Source organism: Streptomyces sp. N35 (assembly GCF_016464295.1).
In the GTDB taxonomy this organism is placed as follows: Bacteria; Actinomycetota; Actinomycetes; order Streptomycetales; family Streptomycetaceae; genus Streptomyces.
Genome location: NZ_JAEIMH010000034.1, coordinates 1 through 17,997 on the forward strand (window position 1 = coordinate 1; position 17,997 = coordinate 17,997).

Annotated in this window: 15 protein-coding genes; 6 read left to right on the top strand and 9 right to left on the bottom strand. The window is 71.0% G+C overall.

Going from position 1 to position 17,997, the window contains the following annotated elements:
• Positions 1-216 precede the first annotated feature (216 nt).
• The 3 genes from JAO81_RS19815 to JAO81_RS19825 all read right to left on the bottom strand — a co-directional run bounded on the left by JAO81_RS19815 (position 217) and on the right by JAO81_RS19825 (position 6,151).
• Entirely contained in the window at positions 217-3,762 is a 3,546-nt protein-coding gene (locus tag JAO81_RS19815; RefSeq protein ID WP_199549218.1) for a S1C family serine protease, read from the bottom strand.
• Positions 3,763-4,415: 653 nt separating this feature from the next.
• On the bottom strand, positions 4,416-5,405 hold the full coding sequence (locus JAO81_RS19820; RefSeq protein ID WP_199549219.1) for an aldo/keto reductase: 990 nt from the start codon (positions 5,403-5,405) through the stop codon (positions 4,416-4,418).
• Positions 5,406-5,434: 29 nt separating this feature from the next.
• Complete coding sequence (locus tag JAO81_RS19825) at positions 5,435-6,151, bottom strand: NUDIX domain-containing protein (RefSeq protein ID WP_199549220.1); 717 nt, start codon at positions 6,149-6,151, stop codon at positions 5,435-5,437.
• 48 nt (positions 6,152-6,199) lie between these two features.
• On the opposite strand from JAO81_RS19825, the gene JAO81_RS19830 reads away from it, so the two are divergent.
• The gene (locus JAO81_RS19830) at positions 6,200-6,958 is read left to right on the top strand and encodes a DeoR/GlpR family DNA-binding transcription regulator (RefSeq protein ID WP_199549221.1); all 759 of its coding nucleotides are present in this window, start codon (positions 6,200-6,202) and stop codon (positions 6,956-6,958) included.
• A 52-nt stretch (positions 6,959-7,010) separates the two neighbouring features.
• Here the strand turns inward: JAO81_RS19830 and JAO81_RS19835 are convergent, their stop codons facing one another.
• On the bottom strand, positions 7,011-8,186 hold the full coding sequence (locus JAO81_RS19835) for a HAMP domain-containing sensor histidine kinase (RefSeq protein ID WP_199549222.1): 1,176 nt from the start codon (positions 8,184-8,186) through the stop codon (positions 7,011-7,013).
• Complete coding sequence (locus tag JAO81_RS19840; RefSeq protein WP_199549223.1) at positions 8,183-8,845, bottom strand: response regulator transcription factor; 663 nt, start codon at positions 8,843-8,845, stop codon at positions 8,183-8,185. Before JAO81_RS19840 ends, JAO81_RS19835 begins: the two co-directional genes overlap by 4 nt.
• A 170-nt stretch (positions 8,846-9,015) precedes the next feature.
• Here JAO81_RS19840 and JAO81_RS19845 point away from each other — a divergent pair, with 170 nt between their 5' ends.
• Together JAO81_RS19845 and JAO81_RS19850 are read left to right on the top strand one after the other, a co-directional pair.
• A complete protein-coding gene (locus JAO81_RS19845; protein WP_199549224.1) occupies positions 9,016-10,455 on the top strand; it encodes an ABC transporter permease in 1,440 nt (479 codons plus the stop codon).
• 1 nt (position 10,456) lies between these two features.
• The gene (locus tag JAO81_RS19850) at positions 10,457-11,131 is read left to right on the top strand and encodes an ABC transporter ATP-binding protein (RefSeq protein WP_199549225.1); all 675 of its coding nucleotides are present in this window, start codon (positions 10,457-10,459) and stop codon (positions 11,129-11,131) included.
• 171 nt (positions 11,132-11,302) lie between these two features.
• On the opposite strand, the gene JAO81_RS19855 is transcribed toward JAO81_RS19850, so the two are convergent.
• Positions 11,303-11,980: a GDSL-type esterase/lipase family protein gene (locus tag JAO81_RS19855; RefSeq protein ID WP_199549226.1), complete on the bottom strand. Its 678-nt coding sequence runs from the start codon at positions 11,978-11,980 to the stop codon at positions 11,303-11,305.
• Positions 11,981-12,084: 104 nt separating this feature from the next.
• Here JAO81_RS19855 and JAO81_RS19860 point away from each other — a divergent pair, with 104 nt between their 5' ends.
• Positions 12,085-13,065 (top strand): hypothetical protein, encoded by a 981-nt coding sequence (locus JAO81_RS19860; protein WP_199549227.1) that lies wholly within the window; start codon positions 12,085-12,087, stop codon positions 13,063-13,065.
• Between the two features lie 35 nt (positions 13,066-13,100).
• Here the strand turns inward: JAO81_RS19860 and JAO81_RS19865 are convergent, their stop codons facing one another.
• Positions 13,101-13,907 carry a TetR/AcrR family transcriptional regulator gene (locus JAO81_RS19865; RefSeq protein WP_199549228.1) on the bottom strand — a complete coding sequence of 269 codons (807 nt, stop codon included), beginning with the start codon at positions 13,905-13,907 and terminating at the stop codon, positions 13,101-13,103.
• Between the two features lie 110 nt (positions 13,908-14,017).
• Here JAO81_RS19865 and JAO81_RS19870 point away from each other — a divergent pair, with 110 nt between their 5' ends.
• A complete protein-coding gene (locus JAO81_RS19870) occupies positions 14,018-15,016 on the top strand; it encodes an ATP-binding cassette domain-containing protein (RefSeq protein WP_307813498.1) in 999 nt (332 codons plus the stop codon).
• Between the two features lie 23 nt (positions 15,017-15,039).
• Positions 15,040-15,876 carry an ABC transporter permease gene (locus JAO81_RS19875; protein ID WP_233415641.1) on the top strand — a complete coding sequence of 279 codons (837 nt, stop codon included), beginning with the start codon at positions 15,040-15,042 and terminating at the stop codon, positions 15,874-15,876.
• 84 nt (positions 15,877-15,960) lie between these two features.
• Here the strand turns inward: JAO81_RS19875 and JAO81_RS19880 are convergent, their stop codons facing one another.
• Entirely contained in the window at positions 15,961-16,587 is a 627-nt protein-coding gene (locus tag JAO81_RS19880) for a class F sortase (RefSeq protein WP_199549231.1), read from the bottom strand.
• Positions 16,580-17,677 carry a hypothetical protein gene (locus JAO81_RS19885; protein WP_199549232.1) on the bottom strand — a complete coding sequence of 366 codons (1,098 nt, stop codon included), beginning with the start codon at positions 17,675-17,677 and terminating at the stop codon, positions 16,580-16,582. The genes JAO81_RS19880 and JAO81_RS19885 overlap by 8 nt, the downstream gene beginning before the upstream one ends.
• Between the last annotated feature and the right edge of the window lie 320 nt (positions 17,678-17,997).

Sequence of the window (17,997 nt, forward strand, 5' to 3'; positions counted from 1 at the left end):
GCTTGAGGACATCCGAACGGAGTTCGGATCCAGGGGCCTGGGGGCGGAGCCCCCAGTTTCGGGAAGGGGCGGGTAGGGGAAAACAGCCCGCCGCAGGCGCAACCGGCCCGCACCCGACAGCGAGACCGCACCCCACCCGCACCCCACTCACCGCAGACACCCACCCACCCGCAACCCCCACACCAGCGCACCCCAACAGACCGACGCACCCCACCCTCAAGCCGAAACCCTCACCCCCACCCCATCCGCGATCATCCGCCGCGCGCTGGGTCCCACCAGTACCGCCCACACGCCGGTTCCCTCCTCGAGCCAGCCCGTCAGCGCGCGGGCGAAGTCGGGGTGGGTGTGGGACAGGGAGACGAGGCGGCGGTCGAAGGATGCGGCGCCCTCCGGGGTGCGGACCAGGAGGAGGCCGCAGCGGCGGACCAGGTCCCGTGTGCGGGGCCAGTCCGCGCCCCCGGTGCGTACCGCCACGGTGAGCACCTCGTCCAGGACGGCCGGATCGTGTTCCTGCTCGAGGAGCACGTCGAGCAGCTCGGTGCGCAGCGCCCGTGCGGAGGGCCCGCCCCTGCCCGGCGCCGCGAGCACACCGGCCAGGGCCCGGCGGACTTCCGGCGGTCCGCTCTGCAGGAGACCGGTGACCAGTGGAAAGAGCGTCGCCCGAGCCTGGGCCCCCTGCTCCAGGCGGCGGTCCACATAGGCGCCGGCCTGCGCGGCCGCCTCCGGCCGGAGGTCGAGGAAATCGCGTACGAGACGAGTCACCCGGCGGGCGACCGCAGGTGTGGTGATCTCGGCGAGCGCCGCGAGGACCTCGGCGGCACCCGCACCTGGTTCGCGCAACCGGGCCCGGAAGGCGCCGAGTACCGGTTCGGGGTGGGTCGTGAGGGCCGTGGCGAGGGCCGCCGAGGAGAGCTGGGGATCGCCGGCCGCGTACCGCTTCAGGGCGAGCTGAAGGTGGCGGGCCCGGGTCAGCGGATCCCGTACGAGGAGGGAGAGCGCCGCACCGTGCAGCGCGCCGTCCTCGGGCCGGGCGAGGAGGGCGAGGGCCGCGTAGCGGAGCAGGGTGCGGTCCGCCTCCGTATCGAGGGACTGGGCGACGCGCACACCGTAGGACGCGGCCGCCACCCGGCGTTCGGCGCGGTCGTCGTGGGCCCAGCGGTCGACCGCGCGGCACAGGGCGGAGGGCTCCTCCTCGGCGAGCGTGGCGAGGAGTTCGTCGCCGCGGGGGTGTCCGCAGTCGACGAGGGCTTCGGTGAGGTCGTCCAGCGCACGGTGGCGGTGGGTGTGCAGCAGGGCCTGGGCGGCGTCGGCGACGGTGGCGGCCGGCGCGAAGGCCAGGGGCCGGTCGTCGGTGAACCAGCGGACCAACAACGGCTGTACGACGGCTGGTTCGGCCTCGAGGAGAGCGGCTGCCGTGTCCAGACAGCGCTCTTCCCCGGGGCCGGCGTCGGCGGCCACCAGCCGCCGCCGCAGAGCGGCCCGCTCCTCGGCCGGCAGCGGCGGGGCCCGCCCGCACCACGGGCCGACCCCCTCGTACACCCGGCACACCCCGCGCCCCGCCCCCCGCGCAAGGATCCGGTCGGCGAGCAGCCGCAGGACGGGCATGTACGGGCGGGCGTCCGGGACCCGGAGCAGGGTCTCGGTCAGCAGATGCACGGCCCACCAGGCCGCGTCCGCGGGGTTCCTGCGGCCGCCGGCCGCCCAGCTGGGGACGGGGCGCAGTCCGTGCCGGGCGAAGTGGCCGGCGGCGAGGGCGAGTTCGTCGAGGCGGCGCCGGAGCTGATCGGGGCCCTCCTGCCGCTCCAGGAGCAGCAGGGCCTGCAGGACGGGGCCGATGCGGTGCCGCGGTACGGGCAGGGGGCGTACCGGCTCCGGACCGGCCGTGACCCTGCGCGGGCGCCGGCGCGGGCTCTCCACGCGCGCGGGCAGCCGGGCCGGGCCGGGCGCGCGCGCCGGGGCCGCATCGGATCCCTCGCGCCAGCGGTGGACGAGGGCGAACAGGGCCGCGTCCAGGTCGAGATGGGCCCCCTGGATCCAGTCGGCGAGCTCCTCGTGCGCGAACCGGTAGCCGGCCCCCGCAGGCACCAGCGCGCCCTCGGTGAGCACCGCGGAGGCCCATCCCGTCGCCCATGGGAAGACCTCCTCGAAGGCCTCCCGGTCCAGCTCCCCCTGCCCGGGCCCCAGACACCGCCGCGCGGCCTCGTGCAGCCGTCCGGCCGCCTTCGCCGCGAGCCGTCGTACGGCCGCGCCCCGTACGTCCTGCAGAGCCGCCAGTCGTACGGCGATCCGCAGACAGAGCAGATCCAGATACGCGGAGAAGACCTCGGACCGGTCCGGGCACCCGTCCACCGCGTCCCCGAGCGCGGCCCGAACCTCCCCCAACAGCCGTACGGTCAGCGGATGTTCGGCGTCCCGCGCGTTCAGCGCCCCCTCGGGCACCCCGTACAACCCACGCACCCACCCCGCCTGCCGCTCCCCCAGGGCCCCGAGTCGTACGCAGGCGGGCAGCAGCCCGCCCTGCGTGGAGCCGTACAGGGCGGTCCCGGGGAAAAGCGCCCCGGCCTGCTCCCAGTACTCCGGCCGGCAGGCCACCACCAGACGCGCCCCGGTCCCCCGCAGCCACTCCCCGGTCCCGGCACTCCACTCGGCGAGCCGGTGCGCGAGCTGCGGCGGCATCTCCTCGGGCCCGTCCAGGAGCACGAGCAGGGGCCGCCCCGCATCCCGTACGAGCCGGGCGATCCGGTCGGGCCCGATGTCCCCGAGCTCCCCTTCCTGTTCCTCGTCCGCCACCGGCACCCCCTCGGACGCGGCCACGATCCGCCCGGCATGCGCAAGGGCTCGCCCGACCGCGTCGGCGATCGAGGTGTCCTGTGCCCACAGGGAGGCTCCGCGCAGCCATACGGTCGGGGCCGGTGCGCCACCGCGTGCGCGGCGGCGGGCGAGGGCGCCGAGCTCGGTGGTGCGGCCGCTGCCGGGATCTCCGACGAGCCCCAGCACATACGAGGCCGCCCCCAGGAACTCCGCGAACTGGCGCCCCATCTCTTCGCGTTCCACCGGCTCGCGCTCCTCGCGCGGCAGATCGGACCCCACGGAGATCGCGCTGAGCTGCAGCGCCCCGGCCAGATTGAGATCGCGGCCGTACGCGGGGACGCTCGCGGCGTTGCGCGTGAGCAGGGCGCCGAGGGTGCCGCCGTTGTCGGCCCGCGCGGCCGCCCGCAGCGGCACCGCGTAACCGGCCGCGCGGTGCCCGGCGCCGAGCGCCGTGCCAAGCACACCGAGCACGGCCCCGGTCACGGTGTCGACGACCGGACCGCCGGCCGCTCCACCGCCGAGCTGCAGCGCGTCGGCGGCATCGGTGCCGACGGCCAACTCCAGTACGTCACCGAGCAGATGGAACCGGTCCGTCGCGGTGTACGTCACCTGCGCGCCGGTATCGAGCACACGCGCCTCCCGCCAGCCGAGCGCGGCGATCCGCACGTACGCGCCGGGCTCCACGTGCTCGCGTACGGACAGGGGCAGGGCGCGCAGACCGAGTCCTTCGGTGCGCACGAGCGCGAGATCCGCCTCGGGGAACGAGGTGACGGCATCGGCGCCGACCACACACGTACGGCCGCCGCCCGCGTGCAGCACGATGCGCGCGAGGCCGTCGACGGCCTCATGGCTGGTGATGACGGTGCCGTCCTCGTCGGCCGCGAAGCCGGTACCGCGGGGCCGGCCCGCCAGATCACAGATCCGGACCAGTTCCTCGCGACCCCCGGCCATCCTCGTCCTCCCCGCGGCGCTCTCCTACGACCGTAGGGAGACTTGATCCGCGAAGGGCCCCGCCAACCGGATGCGCCCCCTGTGTACCGGCGCTGCGCTTCGAGCGCCTGCCTGAACGGGTGAACGACGTTTGCAGCGGGAAGGTGCGGGTGCCGTCCGGTGGGGGCGCGGACGCAGCCGCACAACGGCAGAAGGAAACCCGGGGAGCGCGAATGACACGCACCCAGGACGCCGGAAGGAAACCCGGGGAGCGCGGATCTGCCACACACCCACGACAGCGGACGGAAACCACCCGCAGTTGCGAGACGGAACCCCCACCGGCCCGCAGCCGCGCGACGACGGAAGGGGACGGGTAGGGGTGCCTGTCATACGGGCACCCCCGACGTCGGCGGCAACCCTTCGCGGGAACGGTGCCATTGCCCGTATGACAGGTACCCCGGACCGGCACCGACCCCACGACGAGCCGCAGGCGGCAGCGCAGGAGGCGGAGCCCCCGCCCGGGCACTATCAGGCAACGCACCCGACCCCCACACGAGCCGCAGGCGGCAGTGCAGGGGTCGACGGGTGCCGCCATGCGGACCGGCACCCGACCCCCACACGGGCCGCAGGCAGCAGTGCAGGGGGTGACGGGTGCCGTCACGCGGAGCGCACGGTTACCAGGCGAACGCCTCAGGTGACGGACCCGTGCCCGGGAAGATCTCGTCCAGGGACGACAGGACCTCGTCCGAGAGCTCCAACTCCAGGGCGCGCAGAGCCGATTCGAGCTGGTCCGCCGTGCGCGGGCCCACGATCGGGCCGGTCACGCCGGGGCGGGTGAGGAGCCAGGCGAGGGCCACTTCGCCGGGAGCCAGGCCGTGCTTGTCCAGGAGATCCTCGTACGACTGGATCTGGCCCCGGATCGTGGAGTCGGCGAGCGCCTCGGCCGAGCGGCCCGAAGCGCGCCGGCCCGACGTGGCCTCCTTCTTCAGGACGCCGCCGAGCAGCCCGCCGTGCAGCGGCGACCAGGGGATGACCCCGAGGCCGTACTCCTGCGCGGCCGGGATGACCTCCATCTCAGCGCGGCGCTCGGCCAGGTTGTACAGGCACTGCTCGCTGACCAGGCCGAGCCGGCCGCGCCGGGCGGCGGCCTCGTTGGCCTGGGCGATCTTCCAGCCGGGGAAGTTGGACGACCCGGCGTAGAGGATCTTGCCCTGCTGGATCAGGACCTCGATGGCCTGCCAGATCTCGTCCACCGGCGTGGACCGGTCGACGTGGTGGAACTGGTAGATGTCGATGTAGTCCGTCTGCAGCCGCTTCAGCGAGGCGTCCACCGCACGGCGGATGTTGAGCGCCGAGAGCTTGTGGTGGTTGGGCCAGGTGTCGCCGTCGCCGGCCATGTTGCCGTACACCTTTGTGGCCAGGACGGTCTTGTCGCGCCGGCCGCCGCCCTGGGCGAACCAGGTGCCGATGATCTGCTCCGTACGGCCCTTGTTCTCGCCCCAGCCGTAGACGTTGGCGGTGTCGAAATAGTTGATGCCCGCGGCGAGCGCGGCGTCCATGATCGCGTGGCTGTCGGATTCGTCCGTCTGCGGACCGAAGTTCATCGTGCCGAGGACGAGGCGGCTGACTTCGAGTCCTGTGCGTCCGAGCTGCGTGTACTTCATGGGGATTCAGCCAACGCCTTCGAGTCCGCTCAAGGCAAGAGGGCCTGACCCTGCGGGGCGAACGGGCCCTCCAGGGCCGCCCATTGGAGGAGCATGATCGTCTTGCCGTCCGCGATGCGGCCGTCGCGGATCATGGCGAGGGCGGTGGTGAAAGGGAGTTCGAGGACCTCGATGTCCTCGCCGTCCTCCTCCAGGCCGCCGCCGGAGCCGGTCCGGTCGGCCGGTGTGTAGGGCGCGGCGAAGAAGTGCAGGCGCTCGGTGACGGAGCCCGGGCTCATGTACGCCTCGAAAACGGGGGTGAGCGGGCCCAGTTCGACGCCCAGTTCCTCGGCGCTCTCGCGGCGGATCGCGGTCGGCGGATCGTCCGCGTCGAGGAGTCCGGCGGCCGCCTCGACGAGCATGCCGTCGGGGTGGTCGTTGACGTAGGCCGGGTAGCGGAACTGGCGGGTCAGGAGCACGCGGCCGCGTGCGGAGTCGTACGGCAGCACGACGGCCCCGTTGCCGCGGTCGTAGGTCTCGCGCGCCTGGGTCTCCCAGCGCCCGTCGCGGCGACGGTAGTCGAAGGTCGTACGGCGCAGGACGTGCCAGCCCTGTGAGGTGAGCTCGACGTCGCGGACCACGACATCAGGGTTACGGTCCAGATCGCGCCCCGACCGGTCGAGGCCGGTGCGGCCGCGGTGGTCGGGGGTGTCGAGGCCCGGGGTGCCGGAGACGGGTGGGGGTGCGGTGGCGTGCGTCGAGTCCATGGACGCTAAGGTACATGCATAACCGTGCAAGAACAGGAGGGAATGTGCATGCTGGCTGCTGAACGGCGCGACCATCTGCTCGGACTGCTCGCCCGCGAGGGCAAGATCGTCGCCAAGGAGGTCGCCGCCGACCTGGGACTCTCCGAGGACAGCGTCCGGCGCGACCTGCGTGATCTCGCCGCGGAAGGGCTGTGCCAGCGGGTCTACGGGGGCGCGCTGCCGGTGTCGCCGGCCGTCGTCGACTACGGCGCCCGCCAGGCCGTGGCCCCGGACGGCAAGCGGAAGGTCGCCTCGGCGGCCGTCGGGCTCGTACCGCCCGGCGGTTCGGTGATCCTCGACGGCGGCACGACCGCGCTCGCGGTCGCCCGCGCCCTGCCGAAGGATCTCGCCTGCACGGTGATCACCCACAGCCCGACCATCGTCGCGGCCCTGCTCGACCATCCGCGGGCGGAGCTGTTCCTGCTCGGCGGCCGGATCTTCAAGCACTCGGCGGTGGCCTGCGGGGCGGCCGCGGTGGAGGCGGCGCAGAACGTGTCCGCCGATCTGTGTCTGCTCGGTGTCACCGGCGTGCACCCCGAGGCGGGTCTGACCACCGGGGACGCGGAGGAGGCGGCGATGAAGCGCGCCCTGTCGGCACGGGCCGCGGACACGTACGTCCTCGCCTCCTCGGAGAAGCTGGGCACCGCCTCGCAGTTCCGCGTGCTGCCCTGGGGGAAGGTCAGCGGACTGATCACCGATGCGGGCCGCGGGGACGCGGTGGCCGGGGAGCTCGTCGGGCTGGGAGTGGAGGTCCTGTTCGCCGGCTGAACGGCCCTCGCGGTGCCTGGCCGAACAGGACCGGTCGGCGCGGCAGTTCGACTCAGCGGGGTGGTCCGACTCGGCGCGGCAGGTCGACCCGGATCGTCAGACCGCCCGCCGGGTTCGCCGTGGCGTGCAGCGTTCCGTGGTGGGCCGCCGTGACCGAGCGGACGATGGCGAGACCCAGACCGTGGCCCTTGCGTGTGCTCGCGACGCGCTCCTCGGCCCGGTAGAACGGCTCGAAGAGCCGGGCGAGTTGGGTCTCGGTGACGTGGGGGCCGGTGTTGGAGACCTCGAGGACCGCGACGTACGTGCGGTCGGTGAGGGGCGGGCGCGTCAGCCGGACCCCCACCGGGCCGCCCCGTTCGGTGTGGGGGAGCGCGGTGTCGGGCAGGTTGAGGACCAACTGCCGCAGCAGGACGCCGTTTCCGGGGACCGCGCGTCCCGGCTCGATCGAGGTGGAGACCTCGATCCCGTACGAGGACGCCTGAGCGGCCCGTTCCGCGACCGCCGCCCCGAGCAGGGCCGAGAGGTCGACCGGCGCCGGTTCGAAGGCCGCGTTCTGGGCGCTCGCCAGGTCGAGCAGGGCGTGCACGATGCGGATGCCGCGCTCGTTGGTCTCGCGGAGCATCGGAAGGAGTTCGGCCAGCTCCTCGCGGGAGGGGGCGTCGCCGGCGACCTGGAGGGCCGCACGGGTGGTGGCCAGCGGGGTGAGGAGTTCGTGGGAGGCGTTGGCGGCGAAGCGCCGGTGGGCGGTGAAGGACTCCTCGAGGCGGTCGAGCATCTCGTCGAAGGTGTCGGCGAGTTGATGCAGCTCGTCGGGCGGTCCCGTCGCGGCGATCCGCTCGCCGAGGTTGCCGTCCGCGGCTTTGCGGGCCGCTTCGTTGATGGTGCCCAGCGGCGCGAGCAGCCGCTTGGAGACGAACCAGCCGACGCCGAGCCCGAGCGCCCCGACGACCAGGACACCGCCGGCCGATACGGCGAGGACGGTGTTCCAGACATCCTCCTTGGAGGTGATGTCGGGGTGCTGCCCGCTCGTCGGAAGACGCCGGCCCGGGGCCACGTCGGTGACCTCCGAGGGGTCGACGATCACGGTGTCCGAGAACCCGTACGTCGGAAGGAAGCGCATGCCGACGTAGATGATCGCGACCATCAGCGCGGCGCAGGCGGCGAGGGCGCAGGCGAAGCCCAGGAACAGGCGGGCGTGGATGCTCAACGTCCGTCGGCGCCCGGTCATTTCGTCCCCAGGTAGTAGCCCGCGCTGATCGCCGTGTGGACGAGCTGCGGCTCGCCCAGCTTTTTCCTCAGGGTGTGGACGACGAGACGTACCGCGTTGGTGAACGGGTCGGTGTGCGCGTCCCAGGCCTTGTCGAGGAGGTACTCCGCGCTCAGGACGCCGCCGTCCGCACGCATCAGGAGCTCGAGTACGGCGAGTTCCTTCGGCGTCAGCTTCACCTCGGCGCCGGCCCGCGTGACGCGGCGCCGGTGGGTGTCGAAGGCGACGTCCGCGAAGGTGAGGACGGGGGAGTGGGTCATGGGGCTGCGGCGGTACAACGCCCGCAGCCGCGCGACGAGTTCGGGGAAGTCGAAGGGCTTGGCGAGGTAGTCGTCGGCGCCCAGGCCGAGGCCCGCCACCTTGTCGTCGAGCCGGCCCGCGGCCGTGAGCATCAGGATGCGGCAGCCCAGGTCCATCGCGACGATCCGGCGGCAGACCTCGTCGCCGTGCACGCCCGGCAGATCGCGGTCCAGGACCACCGCGTCGTAATCGTGGATCGTGACGCTCTCCAGCGCGCTGTCACCGTCGTGCACCACGTCGACGGCGATGGCCTCGCGCCGCAGGCCCAGCTCCAGGATGCGCGCCATGTACGGCTCGTCCTCCACCACCAGCACCCGCACGCCGTGCCCTTTCCGCTGAATTCCGTTGCCGGATCCGTTGGCTGTTCCGTGCCTGATCCGTATCTGATCCGTGTCTGATACGTCCTATCAGACCCGGTATTTGGCCGGTGTATGAGGAAGCCCGGCCGCACAAACACGGTTCAAAAGGGCCGCTCCTTAGCGTGAAGGTCATGAATTTGTTCAAACGGGCCTGGTGGCGGCTGACTGCCCATCTGGGCAAGACGGTGATGCTGGTCGGGCTCTTCTTCGTCATATGCACCCTGGTGCTGTCCGGATTTCTGATCCAGTCGGCCGCCGCACGCGCCGCGGAATCCGCGAAGAACAGCGTGGGCGCCGTGGCCACGATGCAGCTGGATCTGAACGCCCTGATCGACTCGGGCAAGATGCAGCAGGGCGGCGGCGGAAAGCCCGGCATGATCGGCGCCGAGGGTGACCTGCACCGCAGCCTCGTGGACAAGATCTGCAAGTCGTCGGTCGTCGCGTCCTGCAACTACATGAAGGACGGTGTCGCGGCCCCGACGGACCAGGTGAAGCTCCACCAGCCGGTCCCGGCGCCGGCCGGTCAGGACAGCGGCGGAGTGGATTTCTTCAAGGCGGACGGAATCCGTGATCTGGACGCGGTCAAGGACTTCCGCAACGGCGACTCGAAAATCGTCGCCGGTTCCGGGATCAAGCCCGACAGCAAGAGCGACATGGTCGTCATCGAGGAACGGGTGGCGAAGGACAACCACCTCGAGGTCGGCGACAAGGTCAAGCTCAATGCCAACATCCAGAATCCCGACGGCAGGCTGAGCACCGAGGAGATGGACTTCGTCATCGGCGGCATCTACCGGAACAACACGGCCGACACCGGCACGTACGTCCCGCCGATGATGGCGCCGTCCAACCAGATCTACGTCACCCCGGACGGCGCGACGCGTCTCGACGGCAAGAAGGTCGGCGCCGACGGAGGCGTGATCAAGGAGGCCACCTTCACGCTGCGCGACCCGGGCGACCTGGGCAGGCTGAAGCAGGACGCCGAGGCGGCCGGCGCGGACCTCGAGATCTTCCCGCTGACGGTCAACGACAAGCAGTACAAGACCCTGGTCGGCCCGATCAACAAGACGGCCGACTTCGCGTCCGTCACGGTCTGGCTGGTCGCGATCGCGGGCACGGTCATCCTCGCCCTGATCATCGCCTCCAACCTGCGCGAGCGCCGCAAGGAGATGGGTGTGCTGCTCTCGCTCGGCGAGAAGAAGCCCAAGCTGCTCGGACAGCACCTGGTCGAGGTGGTGGCCTGTGCGGTCCTCGCGATCGGGTTCGCCGCGGGGGCGAGCCAGTTCCTGTCCCAGGCGATCGGTGACCAGTTGCTTTCGGGTGAGGTCTCCACCGCGAACGAACAGGCCGCGAACGAGGCCAACAAGCCCGATCCCTCCGATCCGACGGGCGGCGCGAACAGGAGCGACGAGCCGGAGGTCAAGCCGATCGACTCGATGGACATCCGGACGGGCCCGGCCGACATCGCCAAGGTCGGCGTCACCGGCCTCGGTATCGCGGCCCTCGCGACCCTCGTCCCCGGCGCACGCGTCCTGCGGCTCAACCCGCGCGACATCCTCACGAAGGGCGACTGACGTGGACACCACCACCTCCCCGGTCCTCGAACTGAAGGGCCTGACCCGCTCGTACGAGAGCGGCAACCGTCGCCGCACCGTCCTCAAGGGCGTCGACCACGCCTTCGAGGCGGGCCGTATGTACGCGATCGTCGGCCCCTCCGGCAGCGGCAAGTCCACGCTGCTCTCGCTCGCGAGCGGCCTCGACTCCCCGACGGCGGGCACGGTCCGCTTCCGCGGCGAGGACATCGCGTCGCTGGGCCTGGGCCGCTACCGCAACCGGCATGCGGCGACCGTCTTCCAGTCGCTGAACCTGCTCACGTACATGACGGCCGTCCAGAACATCACCTCCGCCATGGAGATCACCGGCGTCAAAGGCCCGCGCAAGAAGCGCGCCGTCGAACTCCTCGACCTCCTGGGTGTGGAGAGGCAGGACCAGAACCGCCGCACGCTGCAGCTCTCCGGCGGCCAGCAGCAGCGCGTGGCCATCGCCCGCGCGCTGGCCTGCGAGGTCGATGTCCTGTTCGCCGACGAACCGACGGGCGCGCTCGATCAGGAGACGGCCGCCGGGATCATCGAGGTCTTCCAGAAGCTCGCCCACGACGAGGGCAAGTGCGTGATCGTCGTGACTCACTCACGGGAGGTCGCTCAGGCCAGCGATGAAGTACTCCAGCTCAAGCGCGGCCGCCTGGCCTAGGTCTGCAGCGCTCTGACCTCTGGCTTCGGGGCTCACCTGATCTGACCCGGTTCTACGGTCAGCGGATCGCGTGGAGCCACCTACCTGCACCAATTCCCCGACAGGGCAGGCCGGATGGTGCTCGACGGGGTCATGGACCCCACCCATACGGCCTGCCGCTGAGCGCGGCTCCTAGGCCTGCGCGTACGGCGCCCCCAGATCCCACGCCTGGTACAGGGCATCCGCGAAGGCCGCCGCCAGCTTGTGCTCGCCGCTCGCGTTCGGGTGGGTGCCGTCGTAGGTGTCGTGATGGATCTCGTACGCGGCCGGGGGCGAGGCCAGCAGCAGCGGGGAGCGGTCCGTGTCGAGGTCGGCCACGGCCTTCGCGAGCAGCTCGTTGAAGCGGGCCACCTCGAGCGCGAAGTCCGGGTCGTCCTGGGCGCGGGTGTTGGGGATGACCGGCAGCAGGACGGCGGCCACGTTCGGGTTGGCGGCACGGGCCTCGGCGATGAAGGCGCGGGCGTTGGCCGCGGTCTTCTCGGCGTCGGTGTAGAAGCCCAGGTCGATCAGGCCGAGCGAGACCAGGAGCAGATCCGCGCGGGCGGCCCGTACGGTCTCGCCGATCAGCGGGACCATGTGCTGCCAGCCCTCGCCCCAGCCCGCGAGGTGCTCCTGCGGGAAGTCCGGGTCCGCGTACTCGTACGAGACGGGGGCGTCGGCGGCCTTGTCGTACAACGCGGTCCGCGGGCCGACGATCTTGAACGGGGCGCCGTAGGAGGAGCGCAGATGCTGCCACATCCGGTAGCGCCAGGTGTGCTCGCCGGCGCTGCCGATGGTCATCGAGTCGCCGACGAAAAGGAGCCTGAGCATCCGGTCATCATCGCGGATCAGCAGATCCCCCGCGCTGTGAGGCTGCCCACGGTGGCCCACGGTCCGCCCGCCCGGCGCGCGCCACGGCGACGTACGGTGGCCCCATGCGTCTGCTTCTCGGTGCGGCGGTCACGGCCGCTGTGGTCCTGGGTCCGGTCTCCGCCGCGCGCGCCGACAACGAGGCCTTCACCCTGGACGACCCCCGGATCACCGAATCCAGCGGCCTGGTCGCCAGCAAGAAGCACCCGGGCGTCTACTGGACGCACAACGACAGCGACGACGGCTCGCACCTCTACGCCGTGGACAGCGACTCCGGCAGGACGGTCGCCCGCGTCACGATGCAGGGCGTCGGCCAGGCGCGGGACGTCGAGGGCATCTCGATCGGCCCCGACGGCGACCTGTATGTGGGCGATATCGGCGACAACCTCGGCGGCACCTGGGACCACGTGTGGATCTACCGGCTGCCCGAGCCGGACAAGCTCGGCGACCAGACCGTCAAGGCCACGCAGTACGACGTGACGTACGCCGACGGAGCCCGCGACGCCGAGGCGCTCATGGTGCATCCCAAGACGGGCCGGGTGTACATCGCCGACAAGAAGCGCGACAGCAACGGCGGTCTGTACGAGGGCCCGGCCGAGCTGCAGGCCGGGCGGAACAACGTCTTCCGGCGGATCGGCGATATCGACCTGTGGACCACGGACGGCGCCTTCTCGCCGAAGGGCGACAAGCTGGTGCTCCGCAGCTACTTCGGGGCGCAGGCGTACGACTGGAAGGACGGCCGGATCCAGGGCGACGGCGAGAGCGTGGACGTGCCCATGCAGCGGCAGGGCGAGTCGGTGGCGTACTCGCCCGACGGCCGGGCGCTGATGTACGGCAGTGAGGGCGCCGGCAGTGAGGTGGAGCCGGTCGAGGCGCCCGATGCGCCCAAGCCGCCCGAGGGCGGCGGCAGTTCGGGCTCGGACGGGGCAGCGGACTCCGGCGGCGAGGGCGGCTCGGACTCCGACTTCAAGACCGGCGCCCTCGCGCTCGCCGTCGTCGTCCTCGCCGTATTCGGCCTGAAGGGGCTGCTGCGCAAGAAGAGCTGATCACTCTGAAGGGGCCTCTGCGCACGAAGAGTTGATCACTCGTCTTCGCACGCGGAGGTCCGCCCCCCGCCGTCGCCGCTCGCGGCCCGCTCCTCCACCAGCGCCGCGAAACCGTCGACGAGGCGCCGCAGGCCGAACTCGAAGTGGTCGTACTCGTAGCTGAAGGTGTCCTCGGAGAGCGAGGCCATCTGCGGGAAGTCGCCGCTGAGCATGGCCCGTTCGAGGAAGGGCTGCTGGCTGCCCCAGAACTCCTCGTCGCTCATCCCGGTCTCCTGGGTGGCCTCGACGGTGTCGACCTCCATGCGGATGTGACCGGTCACCCAGTTCTGCACGGTCAGGATCACGGAGAGCAGCTCGGGGTCGGACAGGCCCATGGTGCGCAGCGGGGCGATGACCACCTCGAAGCTGCGCATCGCACTGGGGCCGAGGACGGTGCGCCCGTGGTTGACCTTGAGCAGCCACGGGTGGGCGCGGTACAGAGCGGCGTGGCCGCGGGCCATGCCCTCGACGCACCCGCGCCAGGTTCCCGGGACCGCCTCCCCTTCGGGCACGGCCTCGCCCTGCACCTTGTCCAGCATCAGATCGAGAAGTTCGGCCTTGCCCGGTACGTACCGATAGAGCGACATCGTGCCGGTGCCGAGCTCCGTCGAGAGCCGGCGCATCGAGACCGCCGCGATCCCCTCGCGGTCCGCGAGCTCGATGGCCGCCTCGACGATCCTGTCGAGCGTCAGGGCCGGCTTCGGGCCGCGCGTGGCCCGCTCGCCCGTGCCCCACAACAGGTCGAGGCTGCGCCGGATGTCACCGCTGCCGCTCGTGGTCGTAGCGCTGTCCTTGCTGCTCATGGCCTCACCTTATGTCCTCGCGAGCTGTCTCCGACGGCAAAACTGGGTACGCCGTACTCGAATTAGGGTACGGTGTACTCAGATGGCTGGCGAGACCTCGGGAGGATCCAGTGGAAACCCATGCGGTGCGGGCGGAAGGCCTGCAGAAGAGGTACGGCGAGAAACGCGCCCTGGACGGCTTCGACCTGACCGTCCGCCGTGGCACCGTGCACGGACTGCTCGGGCCGAACGGCGCGGGCAAGACCACCGCGGTGCGCGCCCTGGCCACGCTGCTCAGGCTCGACGGCGGCCGGGCGCAGGTCGCGGGCGTCGACGTGGGCAAGGACCCCCGGGTCGTACGGGCGAAGATCGGGCTCGCGGGGCAGTACGCGGCGGTCGACGAGCTGCTCAGCGGGCGGCAGAACCTGGAGCTGTTCGGCCGTCTCTTCCATCTCGGCGGGCGGCGCGCGAAGCTGCGGGCGGATGAACTCCTGGAACAGTTCGACCTGGTGGAGGCCGCGGCCAAGAGCGTCGGCGACTACAGCGGCGGGATGCGCCGCCGCCTCGACCTCGCCGCGTCGATGATCCTCGCGCCCGAGGTGCTCTTCCTCGACGAGCCGACCACCGGACTCGACCCGCGCGGCCGCGGTGAAGTCTGGGAAGCGGTACGGGCGTTGGTCGACGGAGGCACGACCGTACTCCTGACCACGCAGTACCTGGACGAGGCCGACAAGCTGGCCTCCCGGATCACCGTGATCGACCAGGGCCGGGCGATCGCCGACGACACCCCCGCCGAACTCAAGAACACGGTCGGCGGCGACCGGATCGAGGTCGTCGTCGCCGACGATTCGGACATCGTCCCCGCGCTCGCCGTCGTGGCCCGGGTCTGCGAGGGCGAACCGTCCGTGGACCGCGCGGAGCGCCGTATCCACGCGGCCGTCGCCGACCGCGTGGCGGCGCTCACCGAAGTGGCAAGGACCTTGCAGGACCAGGCAGTTCAGGTCGAGGACATCGGACTGCGCCGTCCGAGCCTCGACGACGTGTTCCTCACGCTGACCGGCCACACCACCCAGGCCTCCGCGGAATCCGGGGAACCCGCGCCGTCCGCACGACAGGAGGTCCCGGCATGAGCGTCCAACCGACAGCCGAGCGCATGCCCGTCGACCTGAGTGTGGACTCCGGCGACGAACGCCGCCTGTACTGGGCGCTCGCCGACAGCTTCAACGTCGCCCGCCGCTTCCTCACCCACTACCGCAACAAACCCTCGTACATCCTGTGGCAGCTGGGCTTCCCGATCATCTCGGTGCTGCTCTACGGCTATGTCTTCAGCGGCGCGATGAAGGCACCGGGAGGCGAGGGAGGCAGTGACGCCTACCGGGACTTCCTGATGGCCGGCATGTTCGTGATGACCATGGCCTTCGGCTTCATGAACACCGCGACCGGCGTGGTCTACGACGCCACCAAGGGCGTCATCGACCGCTTCCGTTCCATGCCGATGGCCCCGTCCGCGGTGGTCACCGGGCGCGGTCTCACCGACATCATCGTGGCCTGCGCCGAGTTGACGATCCTCGCGCTCACCGCGCTCGCGATGGGCTGGCGCGCGCACGGCTCGTTCGGCGAGACCGTCGCCGGGTTCGCGCTCCTTGTGCTGCTGCGCTTCAGCCTGATCTGGGTGGGCGTCTGGCTCGGGCTGCTCGTGCCGTCCCCGGAGGCGGCCGGCGGGCTCTATGCGGTGGTCTTCCCGCTGACGATGGTCTCCAGCATCTTCGTGCCCACCTCGTCGATGCCGGGCTGGCTGGGCACGGTCGCCGCATGGAACCCGATCTCCTCGACGGGCACGGCGGTCCGTGAACTCTTCGGCAACCCCGTGGGCGCGGACGGCAGTTGGATCGAGCAGAACGCGCTCCTGATGGCCGTCGTCTGGCCACTGGTGGTCACGGCGGTGTTCCTGCCGCTGGCGGTACGCCGCTTCCAGAGGCTCAGCCGCTGAGATCTGTCGGGTACGAGTAAGGGGCGCCCTTCCGGTGAAGGGCGCCCCTGTTCCTGCCTGCATCCGAACTTCGTTCGGATCTCCTCAAGCGCCGGAGGGGCTGGATTCCCCCGTCAGATGGGCGAAGACCACGACGTTCGAGTCCCAGTGGCGGTCCTTGGTGAGGTCACCGCCGCAGGTGATCAGGCGGAGTTCCGCCTTGTCCGTCTTCCCGTAGACCTTCTGGGTCGGGAAGTCGGACTTCTTGTACGTCTCGACGTCGTCGACCTTGAAGACGGCCGTCGTGCCGTCCTCGCGGCGGATGTCGATCTCCTGGTCCTTCTTGAGGTCCTTGAGGTTGTAGAAGACCGCCTTCTCGACCTGGGGTGTGTCCATGTGGCCGGCGATCGCCGCCGCACCCTTCTCACCCGGGGTCGGGCCCTCCTTGTACCAACTGGCGTCCATCGGCTTGTCGAACGGCGGCGTCTGCATCGCGCCACTGCCGTCCAGACCGACGGTGTCCAGGTTCGCGTCCACCTTGATCGAGGGGATCGTGAGGTGGTCGGGGACGGAGGGCTGCAGTACGGACGCGGATGTCACCTGCGCGGCGTTCCCCGCGCTCCGCGCCGAGTCCTTCGCCTGGGAGGAGCAGCCCGCGGCGGTGGCGACGGAGACCGCCGCCACCACCGCGAGCGTGGCCGCTCGGACGCGGCGGCCGCGTATCTCAGACATCGGCCGGGGCCATACCGGTGTTCACGGAGCCCTGCGGGGTCTTGTGGTCCGAGGGCTTGAGCGGCTTGACGGCGCCGCTCTTCGTCACGGTGAACACGGTCTTGGAACCGGTGCTGGAGTTGACGTCGTACCGGCCGAGCTGCACGTTGGCGACGGTCGCGGTGCCGTGCCACTTGCCGTCCTTGCCCAGGGTCAGGGAGACCTTGCCGAAGGCCTTGGAGTCCACCGAGACGTTGCTCTTCGGGTTGATGGACGGGGCGTCCACGGTGAGGGCGATCCTGTCGCCCGTCTTGCCGCTGCCCGGGGTCACCGAGAGGGTGGACTTGCCGGGCTGCGGGGTCGGGTTCTCGCTGCCCTGGACGCCGAACTTCGCGGAGTCCACGACCTTGCCGTCGAGCAGCGCGTCCACCCGGTAGTAGCCGGACTTAGCGGAGTCGGCGACGGTCGCGGTGCCGTGCCAGGTGCCCTCGTGCTGCGGGTCGCGCTCCAGCTTCACGGTGCCGCCGAAGGCGTCGGACTTCACGGTGGCGACGGAGTCCGAACCGGCGTCCTTGACGGTCACGGAGACCTTGTCGCCGACCTTGCCCCCGTCGGTGGACAGCGACAGCGAGGCCTTGGACGGGTCGGGCTTGGGCTTCGCGCCGTCGGTGTTGACCAGGAAGGTGGCGGAGCCCTGCGCTCCGGTGTCGCCGTAGTCGGCGGTCACCTTCAGGTGGGCGGTCCCGATGCCGTAGCCGGACTTGACCGTGCCGGTGCCCTCGTACGTGCCGCTGCCGACCTTCTTGACGGAGATGCCGCCGAGCGCGTCGGAGGAGCCGCTGACCTTCGCGTCGCCGGACGTCTCGACCTGGAAGCGGACCTGCTCGCCGGCCTTGTAGCCGGTCGGGTCCTTCGGCGTGGAGACAACCGCGACCTCGGCCTTGGCCTTGTCCGACGAGTCGCTCTTCGCGGCGTTGTCCTTCGCGCCGGGCGTCGCGGACGCGGAAGCCGACGGCGACGGCGAGGCGTCCGCGGCGAAAGCAGTCGCCGGGGCCGCGATGGGCATCGAGGCGACTACGGCGATCGCCGAGACGGTGAGTGCCTTACGCATGAGTGAACCTCCTTGCAGGGCCGGGGATTTGTTCCCCGGTGCACTGTCTATGAGGTTCATCCTGAGCATGCGGTTTCCCGCTCGCACCTCCGTGACCAGGGGCCTTCGCCGAAAGTCCCCTGGTCCATCAGGCCGTTCAACTGCGGGCTTTCCCGAACTCTTGGGTCGCGCTTTGCCCGGGTATTAGGGACCAAAGTCCCGGGCTTTGAATACGTCCCGCATAAGCGCCGTTAGAGAGCCTTGATGAATGCAACACGACCGCAACAAAGGGAAAGGGGTGGCGCCATACGCGTGGGGCCCCTCTCCCCCCCGCGGGGTGT

Excerpts from the sequence above, each read along its gene's own strand:
- JAO81_RS19815 (WP_199549218.1), bottom strand. The coding sequence starts at position 3,762 with ATGGCCGGGGGTCGCGAGGAACTGGTCCGGATCTGTGATCTGGCGGGC.
- JAO81_RS19820 (WP_199549219.1), bottom strand. The coding sequence starts at position 5,405 with ATGAAGTACACGCAGCTCGGACGCACAGGACTCGAAGTCAGCCGCCTC.
- JAO81_RS19825 (WP_199549220.1), bottom strand. The coding sequence starts at position 6,151 with ATGGACTCGACGCACGCCACCGCACCCCCACCCGTCTCCGGCACCCCG.
- JAO81_RS19830 (WP_199549221.1), top strand. The coding sequence starts at position 6,200 with ATGCTGGCTGCTGAACGGCGCGACCATCTGCTCGGACTGCTCGCCCGC.
- JAO81_RS19835 (WP_199549222.1), bottom strand. The coding sequence starts at position 8,186 with ATGACCGGGCGCCGACGGACGTTGAGCATCCACGCCCGCCTGTTCCTG.
- JAO81_RS19845 (WP_199549224.1), top strand. The coding sequence starts at position 9,016 with ATGAATTTGTTCAAACGGGCCTGGTGGCGGCTGACTGCCCATCTGGGC.
- JAO81_RS19855 (WP_199549226.1), bottom strand. The coding sequence starts at position 11,980 with ATGCTCAGGCTCCTTTTCGTCGGCGACTCGATGACCATCGGCAGCGCC.
- JAO81_RS19860 (WP_199549227.1), top strand. The coding sequence starts at position 12,085 with ATGCGTCTGCTTCTCGGTGCGGCGGTCACGGCCGCTGTGGTCCTGGGT.
- JAO81_RS19865 (WP_199549228.1), bottom strand. The coding sequence starts at position 13,907 with ATGAGCAGCAAGGACAGCGCTACGACCACGAGCGGCAGCGGTGACATC.
- JAO81_RS19875 (WP_233415641.1), top strand. The coding sequence starts at position 15,040 with ATGCCCGTCGACCTGAGTGTGGACTCCGGCGACGAACGCCGCCTGTAC.
- JAO81_RS19880 (WP_199549231.1), bottom strand. The coding sequence starts at position 16,587 with ATGTCTGAGATACGCGGCCGCCGCGTCCGAGCGGCCACGCTCGCGGTG.
- JAO81_RS19885 (WP_199549232.1), bottom strand. The coding sequence starts at position 17,677 with ATGCGTAAGGCACTCACCGTCTCGGCGATCGCCGTAGTCGCCTCGATG.